Source organism: Methylobacterium sp. 1973, from assembly GCF_040545035.1.
In the GTDB taxonomy this organism is placed as follows: Bacteria; Pseudomonadota; Alphaproteobacteria; order Rhizobiales; family Beijerinckiaceae; genus Methylobacterium; species Methylobacterium fujisawaense.
Window position 1 is genome coordinate 455,225 of record NZ_JBEPLA010000002.1, and the last position, 14,473, is coordinate 469,697.

16 protein-coding genes are annotated in these 14,473 nt (G+C 72.3%); 10 read left to right on the forward strand and 6 right to left on the reverse strand.

Annotated features, from left to right (window positions below):
• Positions 1 to 369: a response regulator gene (locus ABIC70_RS06165; RefSeq protein WP_043353956.1), complete on the reverse strand. Its 369-nt coding sequence runs from the start codon at positions 367 to 369 to the stop codon at positions 1 to 3.
• Between the two features lie 80 nt (positions 370 to 449).
• Here ABIC70_RS06165 and ABIC70_RS06170 point away from each other — a divergent pair, with 80 nt between their 5' ends.
• On the forward strand, positions 450 to 746 hold the full coding sequence (locus ABIC70_RS06170) for a DUF3572 domain-containing protein (protein WP_043353976.1): 297 nt from the start codon (positions 450 to 452) through the stop codon (positions 744 to 746).
• Positions 747 to 1,024: 278 nt separating this feature from the next.
• Here the strand turns inward: ABIC70_RS06170 and ABIC70_RS06175 are convergent, their stop codons facing one another.
• A complete protein-coding gene (locus ABIC70_RS06175; protein WP_274927394.1) occupies positions 1,025 to 1,936 on the reverse strand; it encodes a cell envelope integrity EipB family protein in 912 nt (303 codons plus the stop codon).
• 109 nt (positions 1,937 to 2,045) lie between these two features.
• Positions 2,046 to 3,911: an ABC transporter ATP-binding protein gene (locus ABIC70_RS06180; protein ID WP_043383052.1), complete on the reverse strand. Its 1,866-nt coding sequence runs from the start codon at positions 3,909 to 3,911 to the stop codon at positions 2,046 to 2,048.
• 380 nt (positions 3,912 to 4,291) lie between these two features.
• Here ABIC70_RS06180 and ABIC70_RS06185 point away from each other — a divergent pair, with 380 nt between their 5' ends.
• Entirely contained in the window at positions 4,292 to 4,588 is a 297-nt protein-coding gene (locus tag ABIC70_RS06185) for a helix-hairpin-helix domain-containing protein (protein ID WP_244538785.1), read from the forward strand.
• 228 nt (positions 4,589 to 4,816) lie between these two features.
• On the opposite strand, the gene trpB is transcribed toward ABIC70_RS06185, so the two are convergent.
• Positions 4,817 to 6,058 carry a tryptophan synthase subunit beta gene (gene trpB, locus ABIC70_RS06190; RefSeq protein WP_043353967.1) on the reverse strand — a complete coding sequence of 414 codons (1,242 nt, stop codon included), beginning with the start codon at positions 6,056 to 6,058 and terminating at the stop codon, positions 4,817 to 4,819.
• Between the two features lie 142 nt (positions 6,059 to 6,200).
• Here trpB and msrA point away from each other — a divergent pair, with 142 nt between their 5' ends.
• Positions 6,201 to 6,917 (forward strand): peptide-methionine (S)-S-oxide reductase MsrA, encoded by a 717-nt coding sequence (gene msrA / locus ABIC70_RS06195; RefSeq protein ID WP_354439210.1) that lies wholly within the window; start codon positions 6,201 to 6,203, stop codon positions 6,915 to 6,917.
• A 22-nt stretch (positions 6,918 to 6,939) separates the two neighbouring features.
• On the opposite strand, the gene ABIC70_RS06200 is transcribed toward msrA, so the two are convergent.
• The gene (locus tag ABIC70_RS06200) at positions 6,940 to 7,884 is read right to left on the reverse strand and encodes a prephenate/arogenate dehydrogenase family protein (RefSeq protein ID WP_043353972.1); all 945 of its coding nucleotides are present in this window, start codon (positions 7,882 to 7,884) and stop codon (positions 6,940 to 6,942) included.
• Entirely contained in the window at positions 7,877 to 9,004 is a 1,128-nt protein-coding gene (locus ABIC70_RS06205; RefSeq protein ID WP_354439211.1) for a pyridoxal phosphate-dependent aminotransferase, read from the reverse strand. Before ABIC70_RS06205 ends, ABIC70_RS06200 begins: the two co-directional genes overlap by 8 nt.
• Positions 9,005 to 9,495: 491 nt before the next feature.
• On the opposite strand from ABIC70_RS06205, the gene ABIC70_RS06210 reads away from it, so the two are divergent.
• From ABIC70_RS06210 to ABIC70_RS06240, 7 genes are all read left to right on the forward strand, one after another.
• A complete protein-coding gene (locus ABIC70_RS06210) occupies positions 9,496 to 9,792 on the forward strand; it encodes a hypothetical protein (RefSeq protein WP_043355896.1) in 297 nt (98 codons plus the stop codon).
• A gap of 186 nt (positions 9,793 to 9,978) precedes the next feature.
• Positions 9,979 to 10,146, forward strand: coding sequence for a hypothetical protein (locus tag ABIC70_RS06215; RefSeq protein ID WP_164706390.1), 168 nt, complete (start codon positions 9,979 to 9,981; stop codon positions 10,144 to 10,146).
• Positions 10,147 to 10,237: 91 nt separating this feature from the next.
• The gene (locus ABIC70_RS06220) at positions 10,238 to 10,408 is read left to right on the forward strand and encodes a hypothetical protein (RefSeq protein WP_236961430.1); all 171 of its coding nucleotides are present in this window, start codon (positions 10,238 to 10,240) and stop codon (positions 10,406 to 10,408) included.
• A 125-nt stretch (positions 10,409 to 10,533) separates the two neighbouring features.
• The gene (locus tag ABIC70_RS06225; RefSeq protein ID WP_158713284.1) at positions 10,534 to 10,695 is read left to right on the forward strand and encodes a hypothetical protein; all 162 of its coding nucleotides are present in this window, start codon (positions 10,534 to 10,536) and stop codon (positions 10,693 to 10,695) included.
• A gap of 171 nt (positions 10,696 to 10,866) precedes the next feature.
• Positions 10,867 to 12,072 carry a homoserine O-acetyltransferase MetX gene (gene metX, locus ABIC70_RS06230; RefSeq protein WP_043355903.1) on the forward strand — a complete coding sequence of 402 codons (1,206 nt, stop codon included), beginning with the start codon at positions 10,867 to 10,869 and terminating at the stop codon, positions 12,070 to 12,072.
• A 128-nt stretch (positions 12,073 to 12,200) separates the two neighbouring features.
• Entirely contained in the window at positions 12,201 to 12,899 is a 699-nt protein-coding gene (metW, locus tag ABIC70_RS06235) for a methionine biosynthesis protein MetW (RefSeq protein ID WP_043355923.1), read from the forward strand.
• Positions 12,900 to 13,286: 387 nt separating this feature from the next.
• Complete coding sequence (locus ABIC70_RS06240; protein ID WP_354439213.1) at positions 13,287 to 14,408, forward strand: hypothetical protein; 1,122 nt, start codon at positions 13,287 to 13,289, stop codon at positions 14,406 to 14,408.
• Positions 14,409 to 14,473 lie beyond the last annotated feature (65 nt).

Consider the following 14,473-nt stretch of genomic DNA (forward strand, 5'->3'; position numbering starts at 1 on the left):
TCACGGCTCAAGATAGGCCCGAACCGTTGCCAAAAACTTCGCAACCGAGATCGGCTTCGACAGGTAGGCCTCGCAGCCGCCCTCGCGGATCCGCTCCTCGTCGCCCTTCATGGCGAAGGCCGTGATGGCGATGACCGGAATGCCCTTGAGGTCGTCATCCTCCTTGAGCCATTTCGTCACCTCGAGCCCGGAGACCTCGGGGAGCTGGATGTCCATGAGGATCAGGTCGGGATGATGGGCGCGGGCCAGTTCGATCGCCTCGATGCCGTGGGCGGTCTTCAGGGTCGCGTAGCCGTTCGCCTCCAGCAGGTCGTTGAACAGCTTCATGTTCAACTCGTTGTCCTCGACGATCAGCACCGTCTTCTTCATGATCCGATGTCCCGGTGCGCGCCGATCATGATTAGTGGGCGGTGAAGCCCCTCCGTCACCTTTGTAGCGTTCACATGTTGATGAATGGCAAACCTCTTCAAGGGGATGAGTCCGCCGAACGGCTCGCCCTGGACGTTCTGTTGTGGATCGCGGGGGACGAGGACCGGCTCCTGCCCTTCCTGGCGGCGAGCGGATTGAGCCCCGACACGCTGCGCGAAAGCGCCCGGGAGCCGGCTTTCCTGGTGGGCGTCCTCGACCACGTGATGGGCGACGAGAACGTCCTCGTCGCCTGCGCGAACGGTCTCGGCGTCAAGCCGGAGCGGATCGCCGCGGCGTGGCAGCGGCTGTCGCCGCGGCCGGATGACGAATGGGCGTAAGACCTCGGGCGCGACGCGGACCGCTGCGCGCGTCCCGCCCGCGGATCCCGGGCCTGCCCGCGATCCGCGCCCGGCCTGCCCCTGGCCCAGCACCATGAGGCATGGGTCCCGGGCGCTGGTCTCTCACGCGGTGGATGGCTGGCACACGACGTGGGGATCGGCGAGCCCGCGCACAGGGGGGCCGCGACCCAACGCGCGACCCGCCCCCCGATCGGATCGGCGGGCCCGGGAGCCCGGGAGCATGGTCGGAACGGTGCGCGCCCTCTGCCCACCGGCGCTCAGGGCGTGCAGCCCTTCCCCGCGTCCTTGTCGCTCCGCCCCGCCTTGGCGTCGATGTCGAGGGCGGTCATGTCGCCCAGGATGGCGAAATCGCCGTAATCGAGCTTGAGCGCGCCGCTGACGCCGTTCTCGTACAGGTCGAAGCCGAGGGTGTAGATCGGCGTGCGCTCCCCGGCGCCCTCGGTGTAGTAGCTCAGGCGGACCGGCCAGTGCGGCATGCCGGCGAGCGAACCGTCGCGCAGCGGCTTGTCCCGGTCGGAGCCCGCGGCCGAAGCCGGGCCGGTCTCCGTGTGGCCGATCACCGCGAAGGTGTCGTAGATCTTCTTGCCGTCGTCCGAGCCGTCGTAGACCTTGACCGAGAGGGTCGACTGGCCGGCCCGCGCCGCCGCGATCAGGCGGCGCATGTGCTCGCTCGGGAACAGGACCGGCCCCTCCACGGTGAACGGCTTCGGGCCGCCCTTCAGCTTAACCGTGAGGGCGTCGCCCTGCTCGGAGGCGGTCCCGTCCACCGGGGCGGCGGCCTTGTTGTTGGTCAGCGTCGTCGTCTTGAACCGGAACTCGCGCCCCTGCCCGCCCTCGAAGGTGGTGCTGCGCATGTCCGACAGGCGCGTGCCGGTCTCGCCGGAGGACAGTTCCGTCACCTGGCGGGTCAGCATCGTGTAGCCCCGGCAGGCATCCCCCCGGAAGTCGATGACGATGCGCCCGCGGGCGCTCTCCACCGAGCGGGTGCCTCCGCCCTCGGCCAGCGACAGGTCGTAGACCGCCCGATGGTTGGCCAGGACGATCTCGGGCGACGGGGTCGCCGCCTCGGGCTTGGCCGACGGTTCGGGCCCGGCGGGCGGGGCCGCCTGAGCGTTCCCGGCGCAGACGAGAAGGCCGGCCGTCAGCAGTCGGAAGAGGCGCAGGCGCATGGACAACCTCGATTCGGTCCGCCGCAGATAGCAGGCTCAGGGAATCGGGCAATGCTTGGGCCGGGCCGCGGGGGCGTCCCGAGGGCCCCGCCCCCGCTTTCCGGCTCCCCTACCGGTAGCCCTCAGCCTGCAGGGTGAACAGCTCGGCGTAGCGGCCGCGCCGCTCCATCAGGGCGGCGTGGCCGCCCTCCTCCAGGACCCGGCCGCCCTCCAGGACGAGGATGCGGTCGGCCATGCGCACGGTGGAGAAGCGGTGCGAGATCAGCACCGCCGTCCGCCCGGCCGACAATTCCCGGAACCGCGCGAAGACGTCGTGCTCGGCCCTCGCGTCGAGGGCCGCGGTCGGCTCGTCCAGGATCAGGATCTCGGCCTCGCGCATGTAGGCCCGGGACAGCGCGACCTTCTGCCACTCGCCCCCGGAGAGGTCGAGGCCGCCGGCGAAGCGCTTGCCCAGCGGCTGGGCGTAGCCCTCGGGCAGGCGCTCGATCACCGGCGCCGCCAGCCCCCGGGCCGCCGCGGCCGCGATGCGCTCCGCATCCCCGGCGGCCTCGATCCGGCCGACCGCGACGTTCTCGCCCGCCGTGAGGTCGAAGCGGACGAAGTCCTGGAAGATCGCCCCGATCCGCGCCCGCAGCTCGTCGAGGTCGTAGGCGGTGAGCGGCACCCCGTCGAGGAGCACCCGGCCCTCGTGCGGGTCGTAGAGCCGGGTCATCAGCTTGACGATCGTGGTCTTGCCGGCGCCGTTGCCGCCGACCAGCGCCACCGTCTCCCCGGCGCGGATCGCGAAGGAGAGGTGGCGCAGCGCCCAGGCCTGCGTGCCCGGATAGCGGTAGCCGACATCCTCGAAGACCAGCCCCTCCCGGATCGGGCGCGGCACCGGCACGGCCTGCGCGGGCGAGCGGATCTGCGGGCGGATCGCGAAGAAGGAGTAGAAGTCGTCGAGGTACTGCGCCTGGCCGGTGATCTGGGTCAGCCCGAGGAGCAGTCCCTCCAGGCCGCCGCGCAGGCGCTGGAAGGCGCCGGCCAGGAAGGCGAGATCGCCCACCGAGAAGGTGCCCGCCACCGTCCGCCAGACGATCACCGCGTAGGCGGCGTAGTAGGCGAGCGTCCCGAGGCTCGCGAAGGCGAAGCCCCAGCCGGCCCGGGCGACGGCGAGGCTGCGGTTCTCGGCGAGCAGCCGGCGCGCCGCCGTCCCGTAGAGGCCGGTCAGGTAGTCCGAGAGGCCGAAGAGCTTGATCTCCTTGGCGGTCTCGACGCTGGCGCCGAGGTAGCGCAGGTAGTCGATCCGGCGGCGCTCCGGGCTGCGGATCCAGGCGAGGCGGTAGCCGGCCTTGGTGAAATGCCACTCGTTGAGGACCGCCGGGACCAGGGCGGCGGCGATCAGCACCACGAGCCAGGGCGTGAAGGCCGCGACGCCGATCGCCAGGGTCGCGAGGGTCAGGAGCCCCTGCAACTGGCCGAACACCGTCCCGATGAGCCCGGTGCGGCCGCTGACCTGCCGGCGCGCCCGCTCCAGCCGGTCCTGCTGGGCGCTGTCCTCGAACTGCGCGAGATCGAGGGCGGCGGCGTGCGCCATCAGCCGCAGGGAGGCGGCGTTGGCGTAGAGGTCGCCGATCAGGGTCTCGGTGAGGTTCGCGAGACGGCCGGTGAGGTCCGAGACCAGGGCGAGGCCGAATTCGGCCGCCACCAGCCCGGCGAGCCGGGCCCGGCCGGGATCGGCCAGCCAGTCCGCCAGCCCCGCCCCTGGCGCCGGCCGGGCATGCTCGGCCACGATCCCGTCGAGGATCAGCTTGGCGAGATACAGCATCAGGACCGGCAGGCAGGCCGCCACGAGGCGCAGCGACAGGCTCGCCGCGAGCAGGCGCGGGCTGGCGGCGGCGATCTCCCGGAACAGGGTCGGCAGGTAGCGCAGGGCGCCCAGGCGCTCCCCGAGCCGCTCGCCCAGGCGTGCGCCGAGCCTCGTCCGCGCGCTCATCCCCTGGGGATTGCTCACCGGATTTCGGACGTGGATTGGACGACGCGCAAAGACAGCATTAACTGTAGATGCATATAGTTTTAATCCTCGTCGAGTGGTGCGTGCTCAGCGGTCCTGCAATCCTCAGAATTTCGGTCCTCCTCATCATTGCCGGCATACTCGCGGCGGTGGTGCAGGTCCTGTTGCCGGGCCCGGCGCCCGGACCGGTATCCCCGCCTGCGCCCTCGGCACCGGCGGTTCCCGAACCCTCGACGGCCCCGCCGCCCGCGCCGGCTCCCGCCCCGTCCGCGGCGGTCGAGCCCGCGCCTGCGCAGCCCGCGCCTGCGCAGCCCGGCAAGGCCCCGGCGCCCGCCGCGCCGTTACAGATGCCGTCCGACGCGATGGCGGTTCCCGCCGACCCTCCGGCTCCGCAGGCGGCGCCTCAACCGCAGGGCGAGGACGCGGCCGGTCAGGCCGAGGTCGAGCGGGCGGAGGACAGCGCCGGGCCCCGGGCCCTGGCCGTGGTCGATCTCAACACGGCCTCCGTGGCGGATCTCAACCGCCTGCGTGGCGGCGGCGCCATCGGCCGGGCGATCGTTGCCAAGCGGCCCTACACCGCGGTGGAGCAGCTGCTGTCGAAGCGGGTGCTCAGCCGGTCGGTCTACGAGAAGATCAAGGATCAGGTGACGGTGCGGTGAGGCGGCCGCGGCCGGCCCGGTGTCACGTGGTGTCGTCCGGGCTCGCCCCTGTCCCGGGCGCGTGCGACGCCGGCGGATTGCGGCCCGGGATCCCGCGCCGGACGTCGCGAAGCGTCCGCCCGAAACGCGCAGGCCCGTTCCGCCGCGCTTCGTCTGCCGGATCCCGGATCGCCGTCCACGGCGTTCCGGGCGTCCGGGAAGAGGGGTGCGTCCCGGAGGCGCCGGCCCTCAGAGCGTCGTCCCGAAGATCTCCGCCACCTGCGGGATGTCCTTGTCGCCGCGACCGCAGAGATTGATCACCATCAGGTGTTCGGCCGGGCGCTGCGGCGCCAGTTCCAGAACCTTGGACAGGGCGTGGGCCGGCTCAAGGGCCGGGATGATGCCCTCCAGCATCGAGCAGAGCTTGAACGCCTCGAGGGCTTCGGTGTCCGTCGCCGAGATGTAGGTGACGCGACCCGTCTCGTGCAGCCACGCGTGCTCGGGCCCGATGCCGGGATAGTCCAGCCCGGCCGAGATCGAGTGCGCGTCGGCGATCTGTCCGTCCGCGTCCATCAGCAGGTAGGTGCGGTTGCCGTGCAGCACGCCCGGCTTGCCGCCGGTGAGCGAGGCCGCGTGCAGGCCGGAATGAACCCCGTGGCCGGCCGCCTCGACCCCGAAGATCTCGACCTCGCGGTCGTCCAGGAACGGGTGGAACAGGCCCATGGCGTTGGAGCCGCCGCCGATGCAGGCGACCAGCGAATCCGGGAGGCGGCCCTCCTGGGCGATCATCTGCTCCCGGGTCTCACGCCCGATCACCGACTGGAAGTCGCGCACCATGGCCGGATAGGGGTGCGGCCCGGCGACGGTCCCGATGCAGTAGAACGTGTCGGCGACGTTGGTGACCCAGTCGCGCAGGGCCTCGTTCATGGCATCCTTGAGGGTCCGGGTGCCGGATTCCACCGGGATCACCTCGGCGCCGAGCATCTTCATGCGGAAGACGTTGGGCGCCTGCCGGGCGACGTCGACCGCGCCCATGTAGACGACGCACTTGAGGCCGAAGCGCGCGCAGAGCGTCGCGGTGGCGACGCCGTGCTGGCCCGCGCCGGTCTCGGCGATGATCCGCGGCTTGCCCATGCGCCGGGCCAGCAGGATCTGGCCCAGCACGTTGTTCACCTTGTGGGAGCCGGTATGGTTCAGCTCCTCACGCTTGAAATAGACCTTGGCCCCCTGCCCGGCCGGAGCCTTGGCGCGCAGGTGCTCGGTCAGCCGCTCGGCATAGTAGAGCGGGCTCGGCCGGCCGATATAGTGGGTGCCGTAGCTCGCCATGTCGGCCGCGAAGGCCGGATCGACCTTGGCGGCCTCGTAGGCGGCTTCCAGCTCCAGGATCAGCGGCATCAGCGTCTCGGCGACGAAACGGCCGCCGAAGATGCCGAAGCGGCCGCGCTCGTCGGGACCGGTGCGGAAGGAGTTGGGCTCGGGGGCGATGGTCACGGGACGGGTCCTGCGGTCGCTGGGGTCGATCTGTTGCGGGTGCGTAGACCCATGCGGGCGCGGCTGCAATGCGGCGTCCCGCCCGCGTAACCGGTTCGGGCCACGGGGCGAACACCCTGTTGGTTTCCGGCAGGAGGATAGAATGGCACATCGCGATCGAATCCGCACGCTCCTCGGGGCCGCCCTCGGGCTCGGACTCGCAGGGGCCGTCCTGCTCCCCCGGCTTCCGGCCTTCGCCGAGGAAGCGCCCCGGCGCCTGCCGGAGGCCGCGACCCGCTCCGCCGAGCCGCCGGGGCCGCGCGTCGCGGTCTTCGCCGGCGGCTGCTTCTGGGGCGTGCAGGGGGTGTTCCAGCACCTGCGCGGCGTGAGCAATGCGGTGTCGGGCTATGCCGGCGGCACCCGCGCGGAGGCCGATTACCGGACGGTGAGCGGCGGCGGGACCGGCCATGCCGAGGCGGTCTCGGTCACCTACGACCCGGCCGCGATCCGCTACGACGAGCTCCTTCGGATCTTCTTCTCGGTGGCCCTCGACCCGACCCAGGTGGATCGCCAGGGGCCCGATACCGGGCACCAGTACCGCTCGGCCCTGTTCCCGCAGGATGCCGACCAGGCGCGGGTGGCGAAGGCCTACATCGCCCAGCTCGACGCGGCCAAGGCCTATGCGCGGCCGGTCGCCACCCGGATCGAGCCGGCGGCCGCGTTCTACCCGGCCGAGGGTTACCACCAGGACTTCATGGCCCTGCATCCCGGCCACCCGTACATCGCCGCCAACGATGCGCCGAAGCTGGAGGCGCTGCGCAGCCTGTTCCCGGAGCGGACGGCGGCGCAGCCGGTTCTGGTCAACAGCCCGCCGGCCTGAGCGGGCGGCCCGGCGCGGTCCGCTATTCCTCCGGTGGCCGCGGCCGGCCGAAATCCGGCGCCGCGGTCTCCTGGCCCTGCGCCACGATGCTGCGCCGGATCGCCCGGGTGCGGGTGAACATCGCGTGGAGCGCGTCGCCGTCGCCCCAGCGCACCGCCTTGGCGAGCGCCGACAGGTCCTCGTTGAACCGTCCGAGCATCTCCAGCACCGCCTCGCGGTTGTTGAGGAAGATGTCCCGCCACATGGTCGGGTCGGAGGCGGCGATGCGGGTGAAGTCGCGGAATCCGCTGGCCGAGAACTTGATCACCTCGGACTGCGTCGCCGATTCGAGGTCCGCGGCGGTGCCGACGATGTTGTAGGCGATCAGGTGCGGCAGGTGGCTGGTGATCGCCAGCACGTGGTCGTGGTGCTCGGCGCTCATCGTCTCGACATTGGCGCCCATCCCCGCCCACAGGGCGCGGACGGTCTCGACCGCCGCCGGATCGGTGCCCTCGGGCGGGGTCAGGATGCACCAGCGGCCCTGGAACAGGGTCGCGAAGCCCGCATCCGGCCCCGAGAACTCGGTTCCGGCGATCGGGTGGCCGGGGACCAGGGCGACGCCCTCGGGCAGGTGCGGCCGGATCGCCGCCACCACGGCGCCCTTCACCGAGCCGACATCCGACACGATCGCGCCGGCTTTCAGATGCGGCATCATCTCGGCCGCCGCGGCGCCGATGGCGCCCACCGGCACGCACAGGATCACGAGGTCGGTGTCGGCCGCGCCCTCCGCCGGGTCGCCCGTGACCGCGTCGGCGATGCCGAGTTCGCGCACCCGGTCGCGCACGGCCTCGTCCCGGTCGACGGCCACGATGGTGCGGGCGAGCCCGTAGCGGCGCGCCGCCCGGGCGATCGAGGATCCGATCAGCCCGAGGCCGACGATGGCGAGACGGTCGACGGCGGGCCTCTCGGCCTTGAGCGCCTCAGGCATGGGTGCTCCCCTGGGCGCCACGCACGAAGTCGCCGAGCGCCGCCAGGAAGGCCGTGTTCGCCTCGGCGCCGGCCACCGTCACCCGCAGGGCGTTGGGCAGGCCGTAGGCGGTGACCCGGCGGGTGATGAGGCCGCGCTCGGTCAGGAACGCGTCGGCATCCGCCGCCGAGCGGCCGGGCGCGTCGGGGAAGTGGATCAGCAGGAAGTTCGCGACGCTCGGCGTGACCGTGAGGCCGAGCGCCCGGGCGCCCTCGGTGAGCTTCTGCAGCCACTCGGCGTTGTGGGCCGCGGCGGCGGCCATGTGGGCCTCGTCGGCGATGGCGGCCGAGCCCGCGGCGATCGCCGGCCCCGAGACGTTGAACGGCCCCCGGATCCGGTTGACCGCGTCCGCCACGTGCGACGGCGCGACCATCCAGCCGATCCGCACGGCGGCCAGCCCGTGGATCTTCGAGAAGGTGCGGGTCATCACCACGTTCTCGGCTTCGAGCGCGAGTTCGAGCCCGGCCGAGTAGTCGTTCGCCCGGACGTATTCGGCATAGGCGCCGTCGATCACCAGCAGCACGTGCGGCGGCAGGCCGGCGTGGAGGCGGCGGATCTCGTCGAAGGGCAGGTAGGTGCCGGTCGGGTTGTTGGGGTTCGTGACGTAGACGATCCGCGTCCGGTCCGTGACCCGGGCCAGGATCGCGTCGACGTCCACGGTGAGGTCGCGCTCTGGCGCCACCACCGGCTCGCCCCCCGAGGCCAGGATGGCGATCCGGTACACGAGGAAGCCGTGCTCCGAGTAGATGCCCTCGGTGCCCGGCCCGGCATACGCGTAGGCCAGCAGCGAGAGCAGCTCGTCCGATCCCGCCCCGCAGACGATCCGCTCGGGATCGAGCCCGTAGCGCCTGGCGATGGCGGTGCGCAGCGCCGTGGCGCGCCCGTCCGGGTAGGTCTCGAGCTTGGCGGTCGCCGCGTGGAGGGCGGCGAGCGCCGCGGGGCTCGCGCCGAGGGGCGTCTCGTTGGAGGAGAGCTTGTAGACCGTGCCGCCGCCGGGCCGCCCGCTCTTGCCGGGCACGTAGGTGTCGATCGCCAGGACGCCGGGGCGTGGTTCCGGACGGGCGGGGCGGAGGGCGGACATTGCGGTGCGACTCGGGATGCGCGGGGTTCGGTCGGTTCCGCGTCCGTCTACAGCATTTCCTTTGCCGGTGAACCCGGGCCCGCTTCAGGGGCGCCGGTCCCGGTGAGCGCGCCCGGACGTCCTGAGGCGCAATCACGCAGCCCGGGGCGCCACGCCGGTCGCGCGCCGCCTCGATCCGATCCCGGCGGGACTCGTGGTCCGGGTTCGAGGCTGCACGCCGCGGCGAGGGAAGGCGCGTGGCGTGGCCGCTGGTCATCGGATGCGCCGGGGATGCGCCGGTCCCGCCGCGTCCGGCAGACCGAGTTCCGCAGGCCGGGGCCACCCGATCCGAGCCCTGTCCCGACCCGGGCGCTCCCGACCGCGCCGACGATTCGAGACGGACCCGATCCGGGATGGATCGGACGGCGCTGCGGCGTCTTGTACGCCCGCACGAAGTCATGGCTCAATGCCGGCGCTCCGCCGGCAGGCGCCCCATGCGAAGGACCCCATTCATGCCCCTCGAACGATACCTGGACGGCGGCGCCCACATCCTCCCCGCCGACGACACGCTGATCCGCTTCGGCATGACCAACGGCCAGCGGGTGATCGCGGTCGAGGTCCCGATCCCCGTGCTGCGTCAGCAATTCGGCGGCGGGGCCGACCTCGCGCCCCTGGAGCTGTTCGCCCGCAACCAGGCGGTGATCGAGGCCGCGGCGAGCCAGGCCTACGACCGGACCGAGACCCCGAACGATCTCCTGGATCTGGGGCCCGAGGATTTCGACACCCGGCCCGCCTCGGCCAAGCTCTGAACGGCAAGCTCTGACGGGCAAGCCCCGATCCGCAAGCTCTGACGGGCTCGATCCATCCGGGCGCGCCGCGGCAAATCGGCGACGCGCAAATGCCGCGGGGCACTCGCCACGTTTCGGCCTGTTGAACCCGGAGAACGGGGGCGCGTCGGGCGTGCCGCGCCCTGCATGCGCCTGGATGGATCGACGATGCCCGGTGACCTGATCCCCTGCAGCCTGTTCCTGATCGGGATCCTCGTTTCGCTCGCCGCGGATTGTCGCCTGCGCCGTGTCGAGCCGGCGCCCTGGGCCAACGGCTGCATCACGGCCGCCGGGGCCGCCCTGGTCTTCGCGGCCTGCGCGGCTGCGATGCGCTGAGGAACCGCCAGCCCCAGGACGCACTTTCCCACCGGCAATCAGGCGCCGCGCCAGGACGTGCGGCCGGCTGGGCGAGGGATTCATGGTTTCGATGCAGGCCCTGATCGGCTGCGGTCTCGTTCTCACCGGGATATTGATCGAAAGTGCTGCGAGCCGTCACTGGCGGGCGGGCGTCGGCGCGGATCGGCTGGATGCCCGCGCCGCCCTCGCCCTCGGCCTTCCGGCCCTGGGACTGGCCGTGATGGCCGCGCCGCTCGCGTGAGCGGCATCCGCTGCGGCGGCACGGCCCCGTTCCCGGGATCCTGCGTGTCCGGGCGCACCGTCGCGGCCGCCTGCCCGCCGTAGACCTGCGCCATCGCGACGACAGCGCGCGATGGAGGTGTCGAGATGAGCGTCGTTCTCAACTTCGTCCTGGACGGTGCGGCCGGCTTGGTCGAACCCGCATGGCTGCGCGCGCAACGCGCCGTGACCGGCGCCTCGGCGACCGAGATCCGGACGCGCGCGTCCGATTGGACATCCGGCGTCCCCGACGGGCAAGACCCTGCCTGAGTAACCCGGCCTGGGTAACCCGGCGGCGGCCGCCGGCCTGCGCGCGTTGACGCTCGGGCCCCCGCGCATTACCTCCGCAGGGCTGGCCGCGTCGGGCGAGTGCGGCGCGTCTGGCGGCACGATGCTCTCCCGGTTCGGATCCGAACGGATACACGGTCGTCGCGACCCGCCATGGACACCCAACCGGACACGGCCCTGAGGCCGGACCCGATCGACGAGCCGGCACGGCGCGCGTCCGAGCGCTCGCAGGCGCTCGACCCGAAGAGCCCGGTGGCGCGGTTTTCCGCGGACACGCCGCTGCTCACCGATGCGGGCATCGAACTCGCCCCGTTCCAGATCGCCTACCAGACCGCCGGCACCCTCAACGCCGCGCGCTCGAACGCGGTCCTCATCTGCCACGCGCTCACCGGCGACCAGTATTTCGCCCACACCCACCCGGTGACCGGCAAGCCCGGCTGGTGGGAGACCCTGGTCGGCCCCGGCAAGCCGATCGACACGGACCGCTACTTCGTCGTCTGCTCGAACGTCATCGGCTCCTGCATGGGCTCCACCGGGCCGGCCTCGATCGACCCGGCGACGGGGCGGCCCTACGGGCTGAACTTCCCGCTGGTCACGATCCGCGACATGGTCCGCGCCCAACTGATGCTGCTGGAGCACCTGGGCATCCACGACCTCTTCCTGTGCATCGGCGGCTCGATGGGGGGGATGCAGGTGCTGCAATGGGCGGCCCTCTATCCCGAGCGCGTCTTCGCCGCGATGCCGATCGCCACGGGCCCCCGCCATTCGGCGCAGAACATCGCCTTTCACGAGGTCGGCCGGCAGGCGATCATGGCCGATCCGGCCTGGGCGGACGGGCGCTACCTCGAGGCGGGCACGCGGCCCGCCAAGGGCTTGGGCGTCGCCCGGATGGGCGCGCACATCACCTATCTCTCCGAGCCGGCGTTGCATCGCAAGTTCGGCCGCCGGTTCCAGGGCGGATCGGCGCCGACCTTCTCGTTCAACGCCGACTTCCAGATCGAGAGCTATCTGCGCCACCAGGGCCTGAGCTTCGTCGAGCGGTTCGACGCCAACGCCTACCTCTACCTGACCCGGGCGATGGACTATTTCGACCTCGCCGAGGACCATGGCGGCGTGCTCGCCAACGCCTTCCGGGGGACGAAGACGCGCTTCTGCGTGATCTCCTTCACGTCGGACTGGCTGTTCCCGACCCGCGATTCCCGGGCGATCGTCCATGCGCTGAACGCCGCCGCGGCGCCGGTCGCCTTCGTGGAGGTCGAGAGCGACAAGGGCCACGACGCCTTCCTGCTCGACGAGCCGGCGATGTTCTCCGCCGCCCGCGGCTTCATCGACGCCGCCGCCCGGGCGCGCGGCCTGTGAGCGGCGGGTCCGGCAAGATGATGTTCGGCAAGCTGCCCCTGGGCAAGCACGCTCTGGGCAAGCACGCTCTGGGCAAGCACGCCCTGGGCAAGCACGCCCTGGGCAAGCATTCCATGGGCAAGCATTCCATGGGCAAGCATTCCCTCGGACAGGCCCCGCACGGCGCACCCTGGGAGAGCGCGGACGCCCTCCCCCATGCCGGCGAGGGCAACGGCGCCCGGGTCGACCATATCGTCGTGCTCGGCCTCGTGCCGGCGGGCGCCCGGGTCCTCGACATCGGCTGCGGCGACGGCTCGCTGCTGGCGCTGCTGCGCGACCGCCGGGGCATCGACGGGCGCGGGATCGAATTGTCCCGCGAGGGCGTGAATGCGTGCCTCGCCCGGGGCCTGTCGGTGATCCAGGGCGACGCCGACACCGACCTCGCCAACTACCCGGATGGCGCCTTCGACGTGGTGGTCCTGTCCCAGACCATCCAGGCGACCCGCAACCCCCGGGTGGTGCTGGAGCACCTGCTGCGCATCGGCCGGCAGGTGATCATCTCGTTCCCGAATTTCGGGCACTGGCGCGTGCGGTCCGAACTCGCCTTCCGCGGGCGCATGCCGGTCACCGAGATCATGCCGGACGCGTGGTGGGAGACCCCCAACATCCACCATTGCACGATCCGCGACTTCGTCGGCCTGTGCCGCCTGATCGGCGCGCGGATCGAGCACGCGACGGCGCTCGACGCCCGCGGCAGGCCGATGCGGTTCTCCATGCCCTGGTGGGTCTGGAACCTGTTCGGCGCGCAGGGCGTGTTCCTGCTCCGCCGCGAGGACGCCGGAAGCTAGCGCGCGAACGCGGCGCCGCCTCGGCGCCGCGCCCTGTAGGGGCCCTGGATCGCCGTCCGCCGCGCTCCGAGGCGCCGGGATCGGGCCTCGCGTCCCCAGCCCCCCCCTGTCCCGCACGGAGGCTGCGCCGCGCCTCCCGCCGCGCCTCCCTCCGCGCCTCCCTCGGAGGGGCCGGCATGCGCACCGTGCCCGACGCGCTTTGCCCGATCCGAAATAGAGCAGAAACGGAGCTTGGCTATTTCTGGTCGCGTTCCCGTGATCGGACCGTGATTACGGATTCGTTTGGCGTTTTCCCGAGACGTGCGCGTCCACGAGGGGTCGTGGACTGTGTCCGGCTGTGCGGAAGACTTGCCGCAATCACGAAATCCAGCAGGGTCGACAGGACACGTGCGCCGCGCGATCGTTCACATCGGGATGCCGCGAACCGGCTCCACCGCGTTTCAGGAGGTGCTGGCCCGCCTGCGCCCCCGTCTCGCCTCGGTCGGGATCTGTTACCCGAACCTCGCCCCGCCGGGCGCCCCCGGCAGCGACGACGTCAATCACTACCGGCTCGGCCAGGCGCTGGACCGCCGCCGCGGCGCCGCGGAGCGCCGCGAGGCCCTCGCGCGGCTCGACGCGATCCTCGCCACCACGCCGGCCGACACGGTCGTGCTCTCGTACGAGGATTTTTCCGTCCAGCGCCCGCTCTGGCGCGTGCCCGAGATCCTGTCCGACCTCTTCGCGCGCCGCGGCTTCGCCCTGGAGGCGGCGCTCGTGGTCAAGCCGCAGGGTGAGCAGCTGGCCTCGGCCTATGCCCTGCGGGCTCAGGTCGTCGCCGAGGGCCGCACGTTCCGCGGCTTCCTGCGCTCCGAGGGCGCGTCCGGGCGCTACGACTACGCGGCCCGGCTCGAGCCCTGGCTGCGTGCCGCCGCAGGGCGCGTCACCGCCCTGCCGTACCGCGACCGCCGGTCCGACGCCCCGCTGCTGGCGCGGCTGGTCGACGGGCTCGGCCTGGGCGCGCGCCTCGCGCCGCTCCTCGGTCCCGCCGACCTGGAATACCGCACGAACCGGAGTTCCGGACCCGTCGCGGTCGAGGCGTCGCGCCGCCTGTACCGGCTCGGGGTCCACCGTCAGGTGGCCGGGCATCCCCGCCTGCTCGGCCATGTCCTCGACGAGTGGGCCTGGGCGCGAGGGCTCGATGCCGAGCGGTTCCGCGGCGATGCGCCGGACGGTCTGGCCCGCGTCGCGGCGCGCTACGCGGCCGCAAACGCGCGCTTCGCCGCCGCCTGCTGGGGGCAGTCCTGGGACGCGGTCATCGATCCCGCCCCCGCGGCACCGCCGAACGAACTCGCCTCCGGGCCGATCGCGCCGGAGACGGAGGCGGCGGTCGATGCGCTGGTGCGGGCGGCGACGGCGCAGGCCGCCTTCCGGTCCCCGCCCGCGTGGTGGTGGCGGACGGCCCACATCCTGGAGGAATGCCAGGCGCGGCTCGGCGAGGCCGTCGGCTGCCCGGTCTGGCGCGTGCCCTAACGGCCCGCGCCGGCCCCCCGATCCCGTGTCGATGTCCAAAGACCGGCAGCCGCCTCCGCGCACGC